Source organism: Lentzea xerophila (assembly GCF_051094245.1).
Classification (GTDB): Bacteria; Actinomycetota; Actinomycetes; order Mycobacteriales; family Pseudonocardiaceae; genus Lentzea; species Lentzea xerophila.
The window spans coordinates 8,684,835-8,704,408 of sequence record NZ_CP194934.1; the positions used below are offsets into that span (position 1 = coordinate 8,684,835).

Here is a 19,574-nt window from a genome sequence, read left to right on the forward strand (position 1 = left end):
CGCCCAGATATACCAACAGCTCCGGGAGCACCGCTGCCCCCTTCGCTAATGTGGGCGGCGTGCCAGCCAGAGCCGTCGACCCCACCGAGATGCGCGCCGCGGTGCAGGCCGTGCTCCCGTGGCTGCGCGGTGAGGCTGACCAGCCAGAACGTCCCGTGCTCGCCGCCGCCGTCCGGCTGAGCCTGCGCACGCTGGAACAGATCGCGCCCGGCCGCAGCGTCGAGGTGCGCGTTCCGCCGTTCGCCGCCGTGCAGTGCGTCGAAGGCCCGCGCCACACCCGCGGCACGCCCCCGAACGTCGTGGAGACCGACGCGCGGACGTGGCTCGAGCTCGCCACGGGCAGGCTGGAGTGGGTCGACGCGCTGGACGGCCGGGTCACCGCGTCGGGGACCCGTGCCGACCTCTCGCACCTGCTGCCGGTCGTGAAGTTCTAGAAGGTTCTAGAACCACGACCCGATCGTCTCCACCGCGCCGCCGACACCCTCGACGACGTCGCGTCCGAGCTCCACCGCGTTGCCCACCGTGTCGACCACGACGTCGCCCGCGTCGCTGGCGACCTCCTTGGTGGTGTCCCAGGCGTGGCCCGCCGCGTCGCCCCAGTTGCCGTTCGAGACGTCCTCGACGACCTGGCCGCCGCCGCGCCAGACGTCCTCGCCGATGTCGGCGACCTCCTTGCCGGTGTTGACCCCCCAGTCGATGATCGGACCCGCCACCGGCAGGTCGGAACCGGGCACCTCACGCGGCGTGGGAGCGTCCTGCCAGCGCTGCTCGGTGACGCTGCCGCCGTCACCGTTCGCGATCCTGGCGAGGTTCTGCAGCGACTCGGAGTTCTTGTCGTAGTACGACGAGTGGGCATGCCCGATCCAGTCCTCGCCGGACGTGCCGAACGTCTTGGCGCCGAACGAGGAGTCGTACGGACCGGTCGACGACCCGTCCTCGGTGAACCAGTCACCACTCGTGGCCTGGATGACCGGGTCGTGTTCGGTGCCACCGACGTAGACGTGCCCGGCACCGGCCGAGAGCTGGTCGACGTTGGACGCGCCGACGCCCGGCGAGCCGATGAACACGATGTCGTCCGCCTTCAGACCGTTGTCCATCGCGGAGTAGCCGACGACCGTGCTGCCGTAGCTGTGGCCGATCACCGTGACGTGCGCGCCGGGGTTGGCGGTGCGGTACCCCTCGACGTCCTGCGCGAGGATCGCGCCACCCTCGCGGGCCTGCTCGGGGTCGTTCACCTGGCCGGGCAGGAACTCCGGCGCGTCGTAGCCGAGCCACTGGATGGCCGCACCGTCGTCGCCCATCTTCGCGCTGAGGTTCGAGGCCTGGTCCAGGCCGAAGCTGCTGAGCGTGGACGTCGTGCCGGGCACGCAGACCGCGACGTTCTTCGCGGTGTCCGGGTTGCCGAACGCGACGGCGATCGCGCCTTCCTTGGCGCCGGCGCCGTCGGGGCTCCACGCGAGGACGTACGCCTGCTTACCGGTCTCCTTGCTCAGCCTTTCGGCTTCCGCCAACGCGCCGACCGCATCGTCCGCGTTCTTCGCGCGACGTGCCGCCTCGTCGTACTGCGACATCAGCTGCGAGCCTTGGGCGTCGTTGCGCAGAGCGCGCTGGCCCTCTGAAGAGTTCGGATCGACGCCGAGCTCGCGTGCACGGTCGGCCAGTTGTTGCTTCAGCTGGTCCTTCTCCGCGTTGAACCGCGCCGCGTCCTCCGGGATCCGCTTGCGGTTCGCGTAGTCCAGCACATCCGCCGGCAGGCCGCGGAGCTGGCCGAGCTCCTGGTACTTGGTGTTCTTGAGCGCTTCCTGCTGTTCCTTGCTGAGCGACTTCCACCAGTCGGCGACGGCCTTGGGATCGCTTCCCGGCGGCGGGACGGGAGGCAGTGCGCCACCCGCGCCAACGCCCTGGGCGGCGCGGCTCCAGCCGCTGTCCGAGCGTGCCGACTCCTCGAAGCCAGGCGGGATCTTCGTCAGCGCACTCGCGTAGGACCGCAGAACGTTGTCGTAGCCCGACTTCACGTTGTTGAGGGCGTTGTTGACCTGGTTCGCGAGCTGGCGGGTCTGCTCAGCGTCCATGCCCGGCGGACGGCCGCGCCACACACTGATCGCCTGGTCCGCCGCGCCCCGCATCTGCCCGTAGGCGCGCGAGGCGGCCTGGACGATGTCGACGCCCGCGCCGAGTCGTTCGGCCGCGGTCTTGGCGGCGGTGGCGGACAGCTGGGCGCGCGCGGTGAACTTCGTGGCGGCGTCACCGGTCCAGTTGCTGACGGCGGTCTTCCCGCCGTTGGCGACGGACTCGCCCGCACGCCCGACCGCGCTGATGGCCCCGGTGATCGGGTCGGCGGCGGCGGCGATGCGGCCGACGTCGCCGGACGCCAGCCTGCCGTAGAGGCTCTCCGGATCCGGGTAGCTCACCTGCCGCCCCCAATACCGCTGAGCAGCTTCTTCAACGCGGACGCGTGGTCGTCGTCCGTGCGCTGGTAGGTCTCGGCGTTCGACACGAGGCCTTCGGCCGCGTCGGTGTACCAGGAGGAACCGCGCCGCAGGTCCTGGGAGTGCGTGCCGACGAACTTCGACAACGCGTCCGCGAACTCCGCGGCGGCGTCGACCTCGCCGAGCGCACCCGCGTCGAGCCTGAGCATCGAGATCATCTCCGCTGCCTCGCGCACCGCGTCGGAGCCGTTGCCGAACTCCTTGGACGCGTTGCGCAGCAGCTCTGGCTCAACGCCGAACATCGCCACCCCCGTGTTGGTCCTCGATCACTGCGACGCAGCTACATGATGGCCGGTTCCCCACTCGCGCGATGAACGTTTCGGGCACGATGTCGCTCATGGTGCAGACAGGGTGGACGGCCCAGCGGTGGACCGCTGTGTTCATCGAGCAGGTAGAGATGTTCCGCAAGGCGGTGGCCGACGCCGACCCGGCGGCCGAGGTGCCGACGCGTCCCGGCTGGACCGTCCAGGACCTGGTCATCCACCTCGGGCGCTTCCTGGAGACCTCCACCCCGTACCTGCGCACCGGCAGCCGCACGGCGATGCAGCCGCCCGCCCCGCAGGCGGGCCTGTCGCCGTTGGAGTACCTCGACCTGCAGATCACCGCCGCCGCGGAGATCCTGACCGCCGTGCCGGGAAACCGCCCCGTCTGGACGTTCTCGCCCGCGGCGCCCGACCTCGCGTGGGTCTGGCACCGCCGGATCGCGCACGAGACCGTGCTGCGCCGGTTCGACGCGCAGACGGTCGTCCGCGGAGTCGTGGCCACCGACGCCGACCTCTGCGTCGACGGCATCGACGAGGTGCTGACGACGATCGTCGCGGCCAAGCTCGACGGCGACGTGCCGAACCTGGTGGCCGGCACCGCCACGGTCCGGCCGGCCGATGTGCCCGAGTCGTGGTTGATCTCCCTGGCGACGGGCGAGGCGCCGGAGGTTCGTGCCGCCGCTCCCGGCGAGGAGGGCGACGCGCAGGTGACCGGTGAGGCCGAACTCGTCTACTTCTGGCTGTGGAACCGGATGAACTTCAAGGAGATGACCGGCGACCAGCGCGTGCTGGACGTCCTCCAGGTCGGACGGGGGCATTGATGCGCAAGCTCGCGGTCGTCCTGATCGGCTGTCTGGCGCTGACCGGATGTGCGGCGTCCTGGCAACAGGAGCTTCGGTACAAGATCGTCTCATCGCACAACACCAGCTCGTCCGAGTTCTTCGACCTCGAACTGGTGGGAGATCCGCCCAAGGGCACGCTGGAACCTGAGCAGTTGAGGAGTCAGTTCTTGCTGACGTTCGAAGTCGAAGGTGCTCAGGTCGGCGACGAACTGCTGTGCTCCGCTGAACAGGAGAAGGGGAACGCGTTCGGGAACTCGAACGTCGTGACGCACCTGAAGAACTGTAAGAAGGCGTGATGCGGAAGACCATCGCGGCACTCGCCGGTTGCCTTGTGTTGGCCGGCTGCTCCTCGAACTGGCAGGGCGACATCACCCTCAAGGTCGCCGAGCTCTACGACCACAAGATCGACGCCAGCGGCGCGGTCGAGAAGCGGGTCCGGCTGGAACCCGTCGGCTCCCTGCCCCAGGACGCGGAACAGGATCACCTCAAGGGCCTGTCCGCCCAGGAGCACGAGATCGCCGGCACGGTCGGGGTGGACGACGGTGTGGTCTGCGTCGCCCGGCACGAGTCGGACCAGACGACGCTCAGCGGGTGCAGGAAGGCCTGAAGTGGGCTGAAGGCATGAGTTTCATCACCTCACCAGGGGTCGGAAGGGGGTAGTTGGCCCCCTGCTCCACATACACTCGGGTTGCAGCCAGCCCCGTCGTGAGGGAGCCAATTCGGTGGTCGACGACCATTCCCAGTCCGAACAGGAACCCCGTGAGGAGTGCGGCGTCTTCGGCGTCTGGGCTCCCGGTGAAGACGTTTCGAAGCTGACCTACTACGGGCTCTACGCCCTGCAGCACCGCGGCCAGGAGGCGGCGGGCATCTCGGTCGGTGACGGGGCGCAGGTCGTCGTCTTCAAGGACCTCGGGCTCGTCAGCCAGGTCTTCGACGAGCAGGTCCTGCAGTCGCTCAAGGGCCACGTGGCCGTCGGGCACTGCCGTTACTCCACCACCGGGTCCACGACCTGGGAGAACGCGCAGCCCACGTTCCGCACGACCGCCGCGGGGTCGGGGCTGAGCCTCGGCCACAACGGCAACCTGGTGAACACCGCCGAGCTGCTGGACAAGGCCAAGGGCCTCGGCATCGTCGAGCGCAACGGTGCCACCACCGACTCGGACATCCTCTGCGGCCTGCTCGCGCACGCGGCGGCCGACAAGGGCATCGAGCAGGCCGCGCTGGAGCTGCTGCCCACGGTCAGGGGCGCGTACTGCCTGACGTTCTCCGACGAGTCCACCCTCTACGCGGCGCGTGACCCGCACGGCGTGCGCCCGCTGGTCCTCGGCCGGCTGGAGCGCGGCTGGGTCGTCGCGAGCGAGACGGCGGCGCTCGACATCGTCGGCGCGAGCTTCGTGCGCGAGGTCGAGCCCGGTGAGCTCATCGCGATCGACGCCGACGGGCTGCGGTCGACCCGGTTCGCGACCCCCGAGCCCAAGGGCTGCATCTTCGAGTACGTCTACCTGGCGCGACCGGACACCACGATCTCCGGGCGCGGCGTGCACGCCACCCGCGTCGAGATCGGCCGCCGCCTGGCCAAGGAGCACCCGGTCGAGGCCGACCTGGTGATCCCGGTGCCGGAGTCCGGCACCCCGGCCGCGATCGGCTACGCGCAGGCCAGCGGCATCCCGTACGGGTCGGGCCTGGTCAAGAACGCCTACGTCGGCCGGACGTTCATCCAGCCATCGCAGACCATCCGCCAGCTGGGCATCCGGCTGAAGCTGAACCCGCTGCGCGACGTCATCCGCGGCAAGCGGCTGGTCGTCGTGGACGACTCGATCGTGCGTGGCAACACCCAGCGCGCGCTCGTCCGCATGCTGCGTGAGGCCGGTGCCCTCGAGGTGCACGTGCGGATCGCGTCGCCGCCCGTCAAGTGGCCGTGCTTCTACGGCATCGACTTCGCCTCGCGGGCGGAGCTCATCGCGAACGGCCTGGACGACGACGGCATCCGCCGGTCGGTCGGCGCCGACTCGCTCGGGTACGTGTCGCTGGAGCAGCTCATCGCGGCGACCGAGCAGCCCAAGACGCGGCTGTGCTCGGCGTGCTTCGACGGCGAGTACCCGATCGAACTGCCGCAGGACGCGCTCATCGGCAAGCACCTGCTCGAGGGCCTCAAGGGTGTCTCGGGCTCGGCCGCTCCCGTCCTGGCCAACGGCTATGGTGCCGAAGACGCTTTGCGTCGCCCCTGAGCTCGACAGAACCTAAGTGGAAGAAGTTGACGTGACCGACAGCGCCAAGGCCACCTACGCCGCCGCCGGAGTCAGTATCGCCGCAGGTGACGAGGCGGTGGAGAAGCTCAGGCCGTGGGCGGCCAAGGCGAACCGGCCCGAGGTGCTGGGCGGCATCGGTGGCTTCGCGGGCCTGTTCCAGCTCAAGCTCGACCGCTGGAAGGAGCCGGTCCTCGCCTCCTCCACGGACGGCGTCGGCACCAAGATCGCCATCGCGCAGGCGCTCGACAAGCACGACACCATCGGCGTCGACCTGGTCGCCATGATCGTGGACGACCTGGTCGTGTGCGGTGCCGAGCCGCTGTTCGTGCAGGACTACATCGCGGTCGGCAAGGTCGTCCCCGACAAGATCGCGGCGCTGGTCAAGGGCATCGCCGAGGGCTGCGTCCAGGCCGGCTGCGCGCTGCTCGGCGGCGAGACGGCGGAGCACCCCGGCCTGATGGGCGACGAGGACTACGACATCTCCGGCACCGGCGTCGGCGTGGTCGAGCACTCCAAGCTGCTCGGCCCCGACCGCGTCCGCGACGGCGACGTCGTGATCGCGATGGGCTCGTCCGGCCTGCACTCCAACGGCTACTCGCTCGCCAGGCACGTCCTGCTGGAGATCGCGCGGATGCCGCTGGAAGGCCACGTCGAGGAGTTCGGCCGCACCCTCGGCGAGGAGATGCTGGAGCCGACCAAGATCTACGCCAAGGACTGCCTCGCGCTGATCGCCGAGACCGAGGTCCGCGGGTTCTCGCACGTCACCGGCGGTGGCCTCGCCGCGAACCTGGCCCGCGTCCTGCCGCAGGGCCTGCACGCGAAGCTCGACCGCGGCACCTGGACGCCCGCGCCGGTCTTCCAGCTCATCGCCCAGCGCGGCCGCGTGGAGCGCGAGGAGATGGAGAAGGCGTTCAACATGGGCGTCGGCATGGTCGCCGTCGTCGCGCCCGAGGACGTCGACCGCGCACTGGCCGTCCTCACGGCCCGCCACGTCCCGGCGTGGGTGCTCGGCGAGATCACCAAGTCCGCGGAGGGCGGCGCCGCGCTCGTCGGCGACCACCCGCGCTTCTGAGGGTGAGCGTCGGCAGACGCGAGTAGGAGATCGCCGGCCGCCTGGCCGGCGATCGCTACTGAGCGCGAACCGAGTCGAGGAACGCCGTCCAACCGGCGTGGCCGAACGCGAGCCTCGGCCCGCCGGGGTTCTTCGAGTCCCGCACGCCGGTGGCGGCCGAACCCACTGCCATCTCGACGCACGCCCCGTTCTCGGCCGAGTACGAGGAGCGGCTCGTAGAGGAACATGCTGTCGGCCATGCCTTCCAGCCCGGCGAACAGCTGAAGCCACTTGGGGATCACGCTCGACCACGGTGACCACCACGCGCGGGTGTCCTCTGCTCCGTGGCACGGTGGCGCTGCACCGCCGCAACGGTCGTACGGACTGGGCGCGGCCGGGGGACGTGATCAGGCTGCCGATGATCATCGCACAACCGTTGATCAGAGGGCGAGAAGTCGCGATCGTGGATCAGCGGACTCCGAAACCCGCGAATACTGAGGCCACGGCTCGCCGGCTACGGCCAACCGCAGGTCGTGGGAGCGCCCAGATAAAGGTCGCGACACTTCCGGGCCTGACCTTCTAACCTGGAAGACATGAACGACGTGACCGTGACTCGGACGCTGGTGCTGCCGGCGTCCGAGTTGCGCGAACGTTTTTCCAGGTCAGGTGGGCCGGGCGGGCAGGGAGTGAACACGGCGGACAGCCGCGTGGAGCTCTCGTTCGACCTGGCTGCCTCGCCGTCCATCCCCGAGCACCTCAAGCGCCGGATGCTCGACCGCCTGGAGAACCGACTGGTCGACGGCGTGCTCACGATCGCCGCGTCCGAGCACCGCGCGCAGCTGCAGAACCGCGCCGCCGCCCGCGAACGCCTCGCCGCGATCCTCCGTGCGGCCGCCGCTGCGCCACCGCCGGTGCGCAGGCCGACGAAGCCCACGAAGGGTTCGAAGGAACGCCGCATCGCGGGCAAGAAGCGTCGCGCCGAAACCAAGCGCGGCCGTTCAGGCTCCTGGGACTAGTAGTGCTTTGTTAGGTGGGATGTTCGGGTGGCTGTCGTGTGTGATCTTCTTGCCGGGTGACTCCGGAGGAGATGGCTCGGGTTCGGCCGGTGATCGAGGACTTCGCCGCGGCGATGTTCGGCGGGTTCGCGCGACGTGACCAGCGGGCGAAGGGTGAGCTGTATCTGCGCGGGTTGATGCTGGACGGCAAGCGCAAGTCGATGCAGCCGATGGCGGAGCGGCTCGGGGTCGATCATCAGCAGTTGCAGCAGTTCGTGAGCACCTCGACGTGGGATCACGTCGAGGTGCGGCGACGCCTGGCGGCCTGGGCCGGCAAGTTCGTCGACCCGGACGCGCTGGTCATCGACGACACCGGTTTTCCCAAGGACGGCAAGGATTCCCCCGGTGTGGCACGCATGTATTGCGGCGCGCTGGGCAAGACCGGGAACTGTCAGATCGGGGTGAGCGTGCACGCGGTCACCGACTGGGCCTCGGCCGCGATCGACTGGCGGTTGTTCCTGCCGGAATCGTGGGACGACGAGAAAACCGCCGATGACACAACGGCCGCCGAGATCCGGACGCGCCGGGCCCGCAGTGTGATCCCGGACGAGGTGCGGCATCGGGAGAAGTGGCGCCTCGCGCTGGACATGCTCGACGAGGTCACCGGCGACTGGGGCCTGCCGCAGCGGCCGGTGGTGGCCGACGCCGGTTACGGCGATGCCACCGAGTTCCGGCTCGGCCTGACCGAACGCGGCCTGACCTACGTGCTGGCCGTCAGCCCGGCCGCGACCGCCCACCCCGCCGAGGCGATGCCGACGACCGCGGCCTGGGCCGGCAACGGCCGCCCGCCGGGGCCGCGCTACCAGGACAAACCTGTCGACCTGAAGACTCTGGTCATGAACGCGGGCCGATCGGCCGGCAGGTTCGTGGTCTGGCGCCACGGAACCAAGAAGTCACCGGGCAATCCGACCGCGAGCATGCGGTCACGGTTCCTCACGCTGCGAGTCCGGCCGGCCAACCGCAACATCCCCCGCGCCGCCGACGGGAGCCTGCCCGAGTGCTGGCTGCTGGCCGAATGGCCGCCCGGCGCACCCGAGCCCACCGACTACTGGCTCTCCACCCTGCCCGCCGACATCCGGCTGCGGGACCTGGTGCGGCTGGCCAAGATCCGCTGGCGCATCGAGCACGACTACCGCGAACTCAAAGACGGCCTCGGCCTGGACCACTTCGAAGGCCGCTCCTGGCTCGGCTGGCACCGCCACGTCACCCTCGCCGCCGTCGCCCAAGCCATCTGCACCCAGCTCCGCCGCACCCCAAAAGCCCCTGCGCAGGCCTGACGCTCTACGCGGTCCTGCGCGAACTCCAGGCCTTACTCGCGGTCTGGACAGGCGTCTGCCACACCTGCCGACAACCCGTCCAGACCCCAACACCCACAACAACACCCCAGGTCAGCAACACCTAACAAAGCACTACTAGTGCCGTGACCGGCAACCTTCACCTCGTCTTCCGGCGCCCAGCAGGGCGCCTCGCGGCACCGGCCCCACGCCCACAGCCATCCAGGATGAGGACGCGGGGCCGGCACCACGATGCACCCGTCTGAACGTCGAAATACGGGGCAAAGGCTGCCGGTCACGGCACTAGCGCGTAGATCCTTTCGGGACGGCCGGTTCCGCCGTACCGCAGCCGGACCTCCGCCCGTCCCATCGACACGAAGTGCTCCAGGTACCGGCGCGCACTCACGCGGGCAACGCCGGTGGAGGAAGCGCATTCCGATGCCGACAACCCTTCCGGGTGCGACCGCAGCGCGTTCTCCACGAGCCGTGCGGTCTCCGGCGTCAAACCCTTGGGCAGCAACGGTTTCGAGGTCGGCCGCGCACCGAACACCTGGTCCACGTCCGCCTGCCCGGCCGAGTCCAGGCCGTGCAGCTTCTCCCGCAACGACGCGAAGTGCGCGAGCTGGTCGCGCAGCGCCGAGTAGTCGAACGGCTTGATCAGGTAGTGCAGCACGCCGCCGCGCATCGCGCTGCGCACGGTCTCCACGTCGGTCGCCGCGGTGATCACGATGACGTCCACGTCCTCGTTGGCGCGCAACGACTTCAGCACGTCCAGTCCGTTGACGTCCGGCAGGTAGATGTCCAGCAGCACCAGATCCGGTTTCAACGAGGACACCAGCCGCAACGCGTCGCCGCCGGTGTGCGCGACACCGACGACCTCGAAACCCTCTGTGCGCGCGACATAACCGCTGTGCACCTTGGCCACCATGAAGTCGTCGTCGACGACCAGCACCCGGATCACCAGGGCAGCCTTGCCGTGAACACCGAACCGGACACGCTCACCGAACCGCCGCGCCGCAGGCACGCCCGCCTGATCAGCGCGAGCCCGATGCCGCGTTCGCCGTGCGATGCCGCCTTCGTCGTGAACCCGTGCCGGAACACCTCGTCGGCGAGTTCCGGCGCCACACCGGGACCGGAGTCGCGCACCACGACCTGGACCTCGTCGTCCAACTGCATCACACCCACCTCGATCCACTTCTGAGCCCCGTTGGTGCCGGGCGAGCTCAGCGCGTCCAACGCGTTGTCGACGAGGTTTCCCAGCACCATCACCAGATCCGCCGACAGGGCCTCGTCGACCCGGCCCAGCACGCTGTCCGGGCCCATCCGCAGCGCCGTGCCGCGTTCGGCCGCGAGCGACGCCTTGGCGATCAGCAGCGCGGCCACGGCGGGGTCGCCGATCGACGAGCCGACCTCGGCCCGCCACTGGTCCTGTGCCGAGCTGATCTGGTGAATGTAGTTGGTGACCTCGTCGTACTCCTTCAGCGCGATCAGTCCGGCGATGGTGTGCAGCCGGTTCGCGAACTCGTGCGCCTGCGCCCGCAGTGTGTCCGTCGCGTGCTGTGAGGCGTCGAGTTCGTGTTGCAGCGCAAGCAGTTCCGTGCGATCTCGCATCGTGACGACCGCGCCCTCGCCGCCCTCGATCGGCATGCGGTTCAACGTCAGCACCACGCCCTGCCGCAGCACGAGCTGGTCGACGCCGGTCGCGCGGCCGGTCAGCACGTCGCGCAGCCGGTCGTTGAGCTCCAGGTCCTCGACCGAGCGGCCGAGGGCGTCCCCCGGCAACGCCAGCAGGTCGCTCGCATGGTCGTTGACCAGCGTGATCCGGTTCTGCCCGTCGAGGCCGACGACGCCCTCGCGGATGCCGTGCAGCAACGCCTCGCGGTTCTCGACCAGCGCCGTGATCTCGTGCGGCTCCAGCCCGAGCGTCTGGTTCTTCACCCGGCGGGCCAGCAGCAACGACCCGGTGACGCCGATGATCAGCGCGATCGCCAGGTAGCGCAGCACGTCGACGGGCTGCTCCAGCGCGCCGGCGAAGATGCCGGGCTCCTCCGCGCCCGCGATCACCATGCCGTTGACCTGGCGGCTGACCGGGTCGAACACCGGCACGTGCGCCTCGATCGAGTCGCCGATCGTGCCAGTCCAGGACCTGCCTTCCAGCGCGGTGGTCCTCGTGTCCAGAGTGGACCCGATCTGCGCCGGGTCCGGCGAGGCGATCACGAGCCGCTCGTCGTCGAGGATCAGCACGTAGGAGGCACCGGACAGGCTGCGGGCCGTCTCGGCGGGCGCGGACAGCTCGCGCCAGTTGCCCATCCGCTCCTGGACCAGCGAGTTCGCCGCCACCGTCTCGGCGACCGACAGCATTCGCCGTTCCTCGTTGGAGCGAAAGTTGCTGCCCGTCTGGACGACAGTCAGTGCGCCCACCGCGCACAGTAGCAACGTGACGACTACCAGTTGCCATGCGAGGAGTTGACTGGCCAGGGAACGGCGGCGACGCATGAAACCTCCCGTGACCAGAAAGACCGAAAGAAACCTTAGAAGCGCAAGAGCGACATCAAGGTTTACACCAGAGCAACATGTCCAACCACGCGGACGAGAGGCGGGGATCACAGTGTCGGTGAAGGTGTGGGTGGCGGTGGCGACGGCGTTGCTCGCCGTCCTGCTCGTGCCACCGCTGCTGACGCCGGGTGCGGACAGCGGCGAGTCGAGCCAGGTGCGAGCGCTGCGGGTGCTGGTGCCGAACGCGCCCGGTGGCGGGTACGACATCACGGCCCGCACGGCGGCGAAGGCCATGGAGGACGCTGACCTGCTGCGCAACGCCGAGGTGTTCAACCTCCCCGGCGCCGGCGGCACGGTCGGGCTCGGCCGCACGGTCGGTGAGCGCGGCAACGGCAAGCTGATCATGTCGATGGGCCTGGGCGTCGTGGGCGCGGTGTACACGAACAAGTCGCCGAACTCGCTGCTCGACACCACCCCGATCGCGAAGCTGATCGAGGAACCGGACATCGTCGTGGTCGCGAAGGACTCGCCGTACACGTCGATGCAACAACTCGTGGACGCCTGGAAGGCCAACCCCGGCACCGTGACGGTCGGCGGCGGTTCGGCTCCCGGTGGCCCCGACCACCTGGCGCCGATGCTGATCGCCAAGGCCGTGGGCCTGGAGCCGAGGACCGTCAACTACATCCCGTTCGACGGTGGCGGCGAGCTGCTGGCGAGCGTGCTGGGCGGCAAGGTCGCGTTCGGCGTCTCGGGCGTCGGCGAGTACCGCGACCAGATCGAGGCCGGCACGTTGCGGGTGCTCGCGGTGACGAGCAAGGACCGCATCGACGGCATCGACGCGCCGACGCTGAAGCAGTCCGGTGTGGACGTCGAGTTCACCAACTGGCGCGGCATCGTGGCGCCGCCGGGCATCTCGCCGACCGACAGGGCGAAGCTGGTCGAGGTGTTCCAGAACCTCCAGAAGACGCCGCAGTGGAAAGAAGCGTTGCAGCGCAACGGCTGGACCGACGCCTTCGCGCCGGGAGACGAGTTCAGGACCTTCCTGGAGAACGAGAACAAGCGGGTGGAAACGGTGCTCAAGGACTTGGGGCTGGCATGACGACCGTGACGAAGCCGGAGCGCAGGAGCTGGCTCCGCGACCACTCCGAGCTGGGCATCTGCGCCCTGCTGGTCGTGCTCGCCGTGCTGGTGCTCACGGACGCGCTGCGCATCCCCACGGACTTCGCCCAGCGCGGTCCCGTCGGCCCGAAGGCGGTGCCGATCCTGATCGGCTCGCTGCTGCTGATCGTCGCCGCGCTGCTGGCCCGCGACGTGCTGCGCGGCGGCAAGGGCGAGGCGGAGGCCGGCGAGGACGTCGACCTGTCCGCACCCGCCGACTGGCGCACGGTCCTGCTGCTGTGCGGCGCTTTCCTCGCGAACGCCGCGCTGATCGGCGTGGTCGGGTTCCCGATCTCCGGCGCGATTCTGTTCTGGGGCGCCGCCTACGCGCTCGGCAGCCGCAACCTGGTGCGCGACCCGTTGATCGCGGCCGGCCTGTCGATCTTCACGTTCGCGGTGTTCAACAACCTGCTCGGTGTCCCGCTCCCCGGTGGCCCGTTGATGGAGGTGTTCTAGGTGGAACAACTGCTCGACGGCTTCGCGACCGCGCTGACGCCGACACATCTGCTGTTCGCCGCCATCGGCGTGCTGCTGGGCACCGCGATCGGTGTCCTGCCGGGCATCGGCCCGGCCATGGCGGTGGCCCTGCTGCTGCCCGTCACCTACGGCATGGAGCCGACCGGCGCGTTCATCATGTTCGCGGGCATCTACTACGGCGGCATGTTCGGCGGCTCGACCACGTCGATCCTGCTGAACACACCCGGCGAGAGCGCCGCGGTCGTGGCCGCCTTCGAAGGCAATCCCATGGCCCGCAAGGGACGTGGTGCGCAAGCGCTTGCCGCCGCCGCCATCGGCCACTTCACCGGCGGCATCATCGGCACGATCCTGATCGTCCTGCTGGCGCCGCTCGTGGCCAAGCACGCCGTCGACATCGGCGCGCCCGACCTGTTCGCCGTCATGGTGCTGGCGTTCATCGCGGTGACCTCGGTGCTCGGTGCGTCCCGCATCCGCGGGTTCGCCTCGTTGCTCATCGGCCTGACGCTCGGCCTGGTCGGCCTCGACGAGATGACCGGCCAGCAGCGCCTGACGTTCGGCTCGCTGCACCTGGCCGACGGCATCGACATCGTCGTGGTCGCGGTGGCGCTGTTCGCGGTCGGCGAGGCCCTGTGGGTCACCGCCCACCTGCGCCGCAAGCCGTTCGAACCGATCCCGGTCGGCCGGCCCTGGTTGTCCCGCAGCGACCTCAAGCGCACCTGGAAGCCGTGGCTGCGCGGCCCGGTGATCGGCTTCCCGTTCGGCGCGATCCCGGCCGGTGGCGCGGAGATCCCGACCTTCCTGTCGTACGTGACGGAGAAGCGGCTCTCCAAGCACAAGGACGAGTTCGGCAAGGGCGCCATCGAGGGCGTGGCGGGTCCGGAGTCCACGGCCTCCGCCTCGGCCGCGGGCACCCTGGTCACGATGCTGACGCTGGGCCTGCCGACCACGGCGGTCGCGGCGGTCATGCTCGCGGCGTTCCAGCAGTACGGCATCCAGCCGGGTCCGTTGCTGTTCCAGCGCGAGGCCGGTCTGGTCTGGGCGTTGATCGCGTCGCTGTTCATCGGCCTGACCCTGCTGCTGGTGCTGAACCTGCCGTTGGCGCCGTTGTGGGCGAAGCTGCTGCGCATCCCGCGGCCGTACCTCTACGCGGGCATCCTGTTCTTCGCCTCGGTCGGCGCCTACGCGGTCAACGCGGACATCTTCGACCTGCTGCTGATGTTCGTGATCGGCCTGCTGGGCTTCGCCATGCGCCGCTACGGCCTGCCGGTGCTGCCCGCGATCATCGGCGTGATCCTCGGCCCGGCCGCGGAACAGCAGATGCGCCGCTCGCTGCAGCTCTCCGACGGCTCGCTGACCGGCCTGGTCAACAGCCCGATGGCGGTCGTGGTCTACGTGGTCATCCTGGTGATCCTGTTCTTCCCGCTGATCAGGCGGTTCCTGCCGAAGCCTCCCACCGCGGAGGCTCAGCCGGAACGAGAGAAGGCCGACGCCTAAAAAATCTTCGAAGTTTTCGGGGAGATCCGCTCCGAACCGCGCACGTACCTCTCGCAAGGCCCACCGCCTTCGGGAAGGAAGTGCACGATGAGGAACCTTCTCCTCCTGGTCCTGACGATGATCGGCCTGGCCGCGGGTGTGCAGAGCGCACCCGCGGCCGGTGCCGCTCCGGCGCCGATGACCCCGTGGTCGCGATGTGGTGCCGGTCAGGCGCCGACGTTCACCGCGACGAAGTGGGTGCCCGGATCGGCGTACCTGACGGCCGCGCCCCTCGCACTCGAGCCTGGTGACGTCATCCACGTCAGCGCCACCGGCACGATCAACACCGGCGGCTGGTCCGGCAGCCACGGCCCGGCCGGCGAGAACACCATCACCTGGGGCGGCAACTGGCCGCACCAGGGCGGCCGGATCTACTCCCTCTACGGGAAGTTCCGCAGCAACAACACCAGGTTCCTGGCCGCGAACACCGGCTGCCTCGACCCGGCCACCTACTACTCCACCGGCGCCGACCACGTCGACCTCGGGATCAACGACGAGAACCTGTCCGACAACACCGGCGGCTTCACCGTCACCATGCGCGTGTACCGCAACCTGGTGAAGGACGGCGGTTTCGAACGGCAGCCGCACCGCGGCATCTCTTCGCCGTGGTACGCCGAGGGCCCGGACTACAAGGGCGTCGACATCCGCCTCGGCTATGCCAACTCCGGCGGCAACAACGCGTTCATCCGCACGGGTTCCCGGAACTGGAACGCCGTCACGCAGTACGTCCCGCTGCGGCCGTACGCCTCGTACCGGATGCGCGTCTTCCTCCGCACGTCGCCGGTGTTCGGCGCGGGCTACCTCGGCGTGCGCGGCGCGGCCAACGGGTTGGTGGAGCGGCCGTACGGCGTCGTGAACGGCTACCAGGAGCACACCATCGACTTCGCCACGGGCGCGAACGGCGGCGTGACGGTGTTCCTCGGCTACTGGGCTCCCGGCACGGACTCATGGGTCCAAATGGATGATTTCGCGGTCTATCCGGCCTGATCAGAGCACTGCGCCCTGGGCCACCCGGCCCAGGGCGCGTAATGCCGCCGCCACTGGGAGAGATGGTGTCGTTGATGGCCGATGAGGACTTGGTCAACCGACTCCGGGCAGGCGAGGGCGCCGCCCGGCATGAACTGTTCGCACGGTGTCAGGCCAAGCTGCGGCCGTACTTCCGCAGCCGCCTGCGCAGTCACCACGACGTCGACGACCTGGTGAGCGAGGTCGTCGTCCGTGCGCTGGAAGGGATCCGCAACGGCCAGCAGCCGCAGGTGCTCGACGCGTGGCTGACCGGGATCGCCTGGAACCTGCTCAAGGACCGCTACGCCGAGAGCGGCCGGCGCGACGACCGCGAGGTGCCGGACGACCTCGCCGACGACAGCGTCGACATCACCGAACTGATGGGCCGTGCCGAGCTGCTGACCGTGCTCAACGCGGCGCTCGACGGCCTGAAACCCGCGCTGCGGCACGTGATGACGACGCACGTGCGGCTGACGTTGCAGCAGGACCACCTGGTGGTCGGCGGTGAGCTGGCCGCCGCTTTGGGCATCCCGAAGAGCCAGGCGGACCGGCAGCTGAAACGGGCTCGCGACGCCACGTACGCGGCCATCGCCTCGTACGTGCTGACCCGTGTGGGCCGCAGGCATTGCGCGGCACTGGACGCGCTGGTCACCGGGCCGTTCGACGCGAAGATGTCGGCCGGGGTGATCAAGCACGCGACAGGCTGTGCGACGTGCGAAGCGCACATGGCAGAAGCCCGCGACTACAGCCGCTGGGCACTCGGTCCCGGTCTGATCGGCCTGGTCGACGACGAGGAGAACAAGCGCACCGCCATCGCGTTCTTCAGCCGCGGCAGCGACTTCGCCGTCGGCCGGACGAGCGTGCTGGGCACCATCACGACCCGCGTGGCGACTGTGCCCGGCGTGGACACGGTGGTGCGGCTGGCGCAGGAGAACCCGGCCCTGGCCCGCGTGGTGGCCGGTGGCGTCGGACTGGTCGCGGCGGCGCTGATCGCGCTGCTCGCGGTGGCCAACGACAGTCCGCCGGATGAGACCGCCCTGCCCGCGCCGACCGGAACCTCCTCCAGCACAACGACTTCCACCACCAATGACCAGGTCGTCGTGACCACGACGACGCCACCGCGTGGTGCGCCGCTCGTCGCCGTGACCACCGCGGTGACGAAGACACCGGAACCGACGTCCACCGCTCGGCCGGCGACAACGCAGCCGAGTAAGACGACTCAGCCCAGTCCGACCACCACTCCGCCACCGCCTCCGGCCAAGTGGGCGTTCGCGCGGATCGACCAGTTCACCTCGCCGATCGGCCGGGAGACTCCCGTCCTGCCGGCGTGGCAGTGGGGCACGACGAGATCGGTCACCGTGGTCCGCGAGAGCACCGGCGGCTACCGGGTGCGGATGCCCGGCGCGGCCTCGTCGTCGGCGATCGCGCACGTCACGGTCGCGTACTACCAGCTGCCGAACCCGGTCGGCTGCGTGGTGCGGGACAACCGGTCCGAGGGTGCGGACCAGGTCGTGCGGGTCGCCTGCCACGAGCGCGCCGCGGCCAAGGACCTCCAGTTCACCGTCCTGCTCGCCGAACCGGACGGCCGGGCGGTCGTGGGTCCCGCCGATCCGGTTCGGGCGCTCGGCGCGGGCCGCTACGAGGTCGACGTCCCAGGTTCGTTGCGGGGCAACGGATACGCCCAGGTCACCCCGTACTCGCCGAACGACGTGCGGTGCCAGACCGGTGGTGTGCGGCCGACCGCGGGTGGCGTGACGATCCGCGTCCACTGCACCGGTGACAGCCGGTTCGCCTTGACGTACGTGGAGAACACGCCGTTGGCCGGTGCCGTCGGCGGCTACGCCCAGACCACCGGCACCGTACCGGATCTGCGGATCGACTCGGCCAGGTCGTACAACAGCGCGGGCGGCGCGATGACGTTGCAACGCTGGGGCACCGGTCAGTATCTGGTGCTGATGAAGGGAATCGGACTCCTCGGCGGCACCGTCCACGCGAGTGCCACCGAGACCGGGTACTGCCACGTCATGAACTGGTCGTCCTTCGCCGTTCCGATCAACGACGTGTGGGTGACGGTGCAGTGCGTCGACGACTCCGGCGCGGTCACCGACCTGCCGTTCGGCGTCGCGGCGCTGCGGCCTCCACTGGCACCCGGCGAACGGGTCGGCCCGTTGCGCCCCACCGATCCCGGTGTCCACGGTCCCGGCGACCGCTGGGGCTACGTGCAAGTGCTGTGGCCGTCGACGCCGGTGGGCGTGCCGACGCAGCTGCACCCGTACTGGCAGTGGTCGACGTGGGCGGGCCGGCTCAGCGCGAACGACTCGTGGTGGTCGCGCAAGGTGACGGTGATCAGACAGGGCACCGGCAGGTATGAGGTGCGGATGCCGGGAATCGGTTCTACGCACGCGATTCCACACGTGACGGCCTATTCGCTGTATGCCGACGGTTGCGTGGTCCGCGACCACCGTGTCGACGGAATCGACGGCCTGGTGGGCGTGAACTGCTACAACAACGCGTCGCTGCCGAAGGACGTGCCGTTCCACCTGTTCCTCGGCGTGCCGAAGTCGGGTACGGCGACGTCGGAGCGGGCGACCCGCGTAGGTCCCGGTGAGTACGAGGTCGCGGTTCCCGGCGCTGAAGCCGGTTTCGCCAAGGTGACGCCGCTCGGCGACGGTCCGGCGAAGTGCGGCCACGACGGCGGCACCGCGACCGGTGGCGAGGTGCGGTTCCGGGTGGTCTGCGACCGCGACACGCGCTGGCGGCTCAGCCATGTCCACGGAACGGGCCTGCACCAGGACACCGCCGCGCCCGCCGCGTACCTGACCGCGTCCGGCAGCGGGCAGGTCCTCCGCTCGTTCGGGGAGACTCCGGAGATCGTCCGGACCTCGGCCGGCCGGTACCAGGTGAAGTACCGGACGCTCGGCAATCCCGTCGTCTGGCCGGCGGACGCGGTGCAGGTGACGACACTGGGCTCGGCCCGGACGTGCACGGCGATCGGCCTGAACTCGTACTCGGTGCCCGCGCGCAACGTCTGGCTGAACGTGCACTGCTTCGACCAGGCCGGCCTCCCGGCGGACTCGGACTTCGGGGTCGCGTACGTCCGCACACCCGGACGGTGAAGGAGGCCGCGGGCACCCCGCGGCCTCCCCTTTTCAGTGCCTCAGCAGGTACTTCCACGACCCGATCGGCTGGTGCCGGCCACCGCTCGCGCACCGGCCGTCCGGGTCACCGGTGGCGGTGAAGAACAGCACGCTGCAGTTCGAGCACGACCGCCAGCCGAGCTGGTGCCGGACGCCGGGGCGTTCCGGCTCGAACTCCACCAGGTAGTACCAGGACTTGAGGACGGCGTAGCTCGAGATCCGGTGCCCGTTCGGGTCGCCGGCACAGCGCCCGGCCGTGCCGCCGGACCACCACAGGCACCGGCAGGCGGCGCAGGACCGCCAGTCGCTCTGCCCGGCGCCGCCGTCGGACTGCACTTTCACCTGGTAGACGAAGCTGCCGTCCTTCGCGTGGTGGCCGCCCGCCGGGCACGGGATCGCGTACGGCGTGTTCGGCCACCACAGCGACCGGCACTGGGGGCAGGACGCCCAGCCGGACTGCGCCGCGCGTGCGGTGCCGGTGGTAGCGGTGGTCGCCACGGCGAGCGCGGCCGCCGCGCCGAGGACCTGTCGTCGGTTGATCATCG

General features: G+C 69.8%; 18 protein-coding genes and 1 pseudogene. 13 read left to right on the plus strand and 6 right to left on the minus strand.

Going from position 1 to position 19,574, the window contains the following annotated elements; translation table 11 throughout:
* The first annotated feature begins 89 nt into the window (after positions 1–89).
* Complete coding sequence (locus ACRSBM_RS41770) at positions 90–434, plus strand: sterol carrier family protein (RefSeq protein WP_434453469.1); 345 nt, start codon at positions 90–92, stop codon at positions 432–434.
* 6 nt (positions 435–440) lie between these two features.
* On the opposite strand, the gene ACRSBM_RS41775 is transcribed toward ACRSBM_RS41770, so the two are convergent.
* A complete protein-coding gene (locus ACRSBM_RS41775; protein ID WP_434452270.1) occupies positions 441–2,411 on the minus strand; it encodes an alpha/beta hydrolase in 1,971 nt (656 codons plus the stop codon).
* Positions 2,408–2,731, minus strand: a complete 324-nt coding sequence (locus ACRSBM_RS41780) for a type VII secretion target (RefSeq protein WP_434452272.1) — start codon at positions 2,729–2,731, stop codon at positions 2,408–2,410. Before ACRSBM_RS41780 ends, ACRSBM_RS41775 begins: the two co-directional genes overlap by 4 nt.
* A gap of 95 nt (positions 2,732–2,826) precedes the next feature.
* On the opposite strand from ACRSBM_RS41780, the gene ACRSBM_RS41785 reads away from it, so the two are divergent.
* From ACRSBM_RS41785 to purM, 5 genes are all read left to right on the plus strand, one after another.
* On the plus strand, positions 2,827–3,573 hold the full coding sequence (locus tag ACRSBM_RS41785) for a maleylpyruvate isomerase N-terminal domain-containing protein (RefSeq protein ID WP_434452274.1): 747 nt from the start codon (positions 2,827–2,829) through the stop codon (positions 3,571–3,573).
* The gene (locus tag ACRSBM_RS41790; protein ID WP_434452276.1) at positions 3,573–3,890 is read left to right on the plus strand and encodes a hypothetical protein; all 318 of its coding nucleotides are present in this window, start codon (positions 3,573–3,575) and stop codon (positions 3,888–3,890) included. The genes ACRSBM_RS41785 and ACRSBM_RS41790 overlap by 1 nt, the downstream gene beginning before the upstream one ends.
* Positions 3,890–4,201 (plus strand): hypothetical protein, encoded by a 312-nt coding sequence (locus tag ACRSBM_RS41795; RefSeq protein ID WP_434452278.1) that lies wholly within the window; start codon positions 3,890–3,892, stop codon positions 4,199–4,201. The genes ACRSBM_RS41790 and ACRSBM_RS41795 overlap by 1 nt, the downstream gene beginning before the upstream one ends.
* 115 nt (positions 4,202–4,316) lie before the next feature.
* Positions 4,317–5,822, plus strand: a complete 1,506-nt coding sequence (gene purF, locus ACRSBM_RS41800) for an amidophosphoribosyltransferase (RefSeq protein WP_434452280.1) — start codon at positions 4,317–4,319, stop codon at positions 5,820–5,822.
* A 31-nt stretch (positions 5,823–5,853) separates the two neighbouring features.
* Entirely contained in the window at positions 5,854–6,915 is a 1,062-nt protein-coding gene (gene purM, locus ACRSBM_RS41805) for a phosphoribosylformylglycinamidine cyclo-ligase (RefSeq protein WP_434452282.1), read from the plus strand.
* A 55-nt stretch (positions 6,916–6,970) separates the two neighbouring features.
* Here purM and ACRSBM_RS41810 read toward each other — a convergent pair.
* A pseudogene (locus ACRSBM_RS41810) lies at positions 6,971–7,114 on the minus strand (DUF397 domain-containing protein); the annotation flags it as partial.
* A 373-nt stretch (positions 7,115–7,487) separates the two neighbouring features.
* Between ACRSBM_RS41810 and arfB the strand changes: the two are divergent.
* Positions 7,488–7,910 (plus strand): alternative ribosome rescue aminoacyl-tRNA hydrolase ArfB, encoded by a 423-nt coding sequence (arfB, locus tag ACRSBM_RS41815; protein WP_434452283.1) that lies wholly within the window; start codon positions 7,488–7,490, stop codon positions 7,908–7,910.
* 56 nt (positions 7,911–7,966) lie between these two features.
* Positions 7,967–9,226, plus strand: a complete 1,260-nt coding sequence (locus ACRSBM_RS41820; RefSeq protein WP_434450549.1) for an IS701 family transposase — start codon at positions 7,967–7,969, stop codon at positions 9,224–9,226.
* 292 nt (positions 9,227–9,518) lie between these two features.
* On the opposite strand, the gene ACRSBM_RS41825 is transcribed toward ACRSBM_RS41820, so the two are convergent.
* Entirely contained in the window at positions 9,519–10,184 is a 666-nt protein-coding gene (locus tag ACRSBM_RS41825) for a response regulator (protein WP_434452285.1), read from the minus strand.
* Complete coding sequence (locus tag ACRSBM_RS41830) at positions 10,181–11,719, minus strand: ATP-binding protein (RefSeq protein WP_434452287.1); 1,539 nt, start codon at positions 11,717–11,719, stop codon at positions 10,181–10,183. The genes ACRSBM_RS41825 and ACRSBM_RS41830 overlap by 4 nt, the downstream gene beginning before the upstream one ends.
* A 130-nt stretch (positions 11,720–11,849) precedes the next feature.
* Between ACRSBM_RS41830 and ACRSBM_RS41835 the strand changes: the two genes are divergently transcribed.
* The 5 genes from ACRSBM_RS41835 (at position 11,850) to ACRSBM_RS41855 (ending at position 19,008) form a co-directional block, all read left to right on the plus strand.
* On the plus strand, positions 11,850–12,818 hold the full coding sequence (locus tag ACRSBM_RS41835; protein ID WP_434453471.1) for a Bug family tripartite tricarboxylate transporter substrate binding protein: 969 nt from the start codon (positions 11,850–11,852) through the stop codon (positions 12,816–12,818).
* On the plus strand, positions 12,815–13,333 hold the full coding sequence (locus ACRSBM_RS41840) for a tripartite tricarboxylate transporter TctB family protein (protein WP_434452289.1): 519 nt from the start codon (positions 12,815–12,817) through the stop codon (positions 13,331–13,333). The genes ACRSBM_RS41835 and ACRSBM_RS41840 overlap by 4 nt, the downstream gene beginning before the upstream one ends.
* Positions 13,334–14,848, plus strand: a complete 1,515-nt coding sequence (locus ACRSBM_RS41845) for a tripartite tricarboxylate transporter permease (protein WP_434452291.1) — start codon at positions 13,334–13,336, stop codon at positions 14,846–14,848. It begins immediately after the preceding gene.
* Between the two features lie 87 nt (positions 14,849–14,935).
* Complete coding sequence (locus ACRSBM_RS41850) at positions 14,936–15,874, plus strand: hypothetical protein (RefSeq protein WP_434452293.1); 939 nt, start codon at positions 14,936–14,938, stop codon at positions 15,872–15,874.
* A 74-nt stretch (positions 15,875–15,948) separates the two neighbouring features.
* Complete coding sequence (locus tag ACRSBM_RS41855) at positions 15,949–19,008, plus strand: RNA polymerase sigma factor (protein ID WP_434452295.1); 3,060 nt, start codon at positions 15,949–15,951, stop codon at positions 19,006–19,008.
* A gap of 33 nt (positions 19,009–19,041) precedes the next feature.
* Here ACRSBM_RS41855 and ACRSBM_RS41860 read toward each other — a convergent pair whose 3' ends face one another.
* Positions 19,042–19,572, minus strand: coding sequence for a hypothetical protein (locus ACRSBM_RS41860; RefSeq protein ID WP_434452297.1), 531 nt, complete (start codon positions 19,570–19,572; stop codon positions 19,042–19,044).
* Positions 19,573–19,574: the final 2 nt, after the last annotated feature.

Bases quoted from the DNA above. Each gene is read 5' to 3' on its own strand.
- ACRSBM_RS41770 (WP_434453469.1), top strand. From the start codon at position 90: ATGCGCGCCGCGGTGCAGGCCGTGCTCCCGTGGCTGCGCGGTGAGGCT.
- ACRSBM_RS41780 (WP_434452272.1), bottom strand. From the start codon at position 2,731: ATGTTCGGCGTTGAGCCAGAGCTGCTGCGCAACGCGTCCAAGGAGTTC.
- ACRSBM_RS41785 (WP_434452274.1), top strand. From the start codon at position 2,827: ATGGTGCAGACAGGGTGGACGGCCCAGCGGTGGACCGCTGTGTTCATC.
- ACRSBM_RS41790 (WP_434452276.1), top strand. From the start codon at position 3,573: ATGCGCAAGCTCGCGGTCGTCCTGATCGGCTGTCTGGCGCTGACCGGA.
- ACRSBM_RS41795 (WP_434452278.1), top strand. From the start codon at position 3,890: ATGCGGAAGACCATCGCGGCACTCGCCGGTTGCCTTGTGTTGGCCGGC.
- arfB (WP_434452283.1), top strand. From the start codon at position 7,488: ATGAACGACGTGACCGTGACTCGGACGCTGGTGCTGCCGGCGTCCGAG.
- ACRSBM_RS41830 (WP_434452287.1), bottom strand. From the start codon at position 11,719: ATGCGTCGCCGCCGTTCCCTGGCCAGTCAACTCCTCGCATGGCAACTG.
- ACRSBM_RS41840 (WP_434452289.1), top strand. From the start codon at position 12,815: ATGACGACCGTGACGAAGCCGGAGCGCAGGAGCTGGCTCCGCGACCAC.
- ACRSBM_RS41850 (WP_434452293.1), top strand. From the start codon at position 14,936: ATGAGGAACCTTCTCCTCCTGGTCCTGACGATGATCGGCCTGGCCGCG.
- ACRSBM_RS41855 (WP_434452295.1), top strand. From the start codon at position 15,949: ATGGCCGATGAGGACTTGGTCAACCGACTCCGGGCAGGCGAGGGCGCC.
- ACRSBM_RS41860 (WP_434452297.1), bottom strand. From the start codon at position 19,572: ATGATCAACCGACGACAGGTCCTCGGCGCGGCGGCCGCGCTCGCCGTG.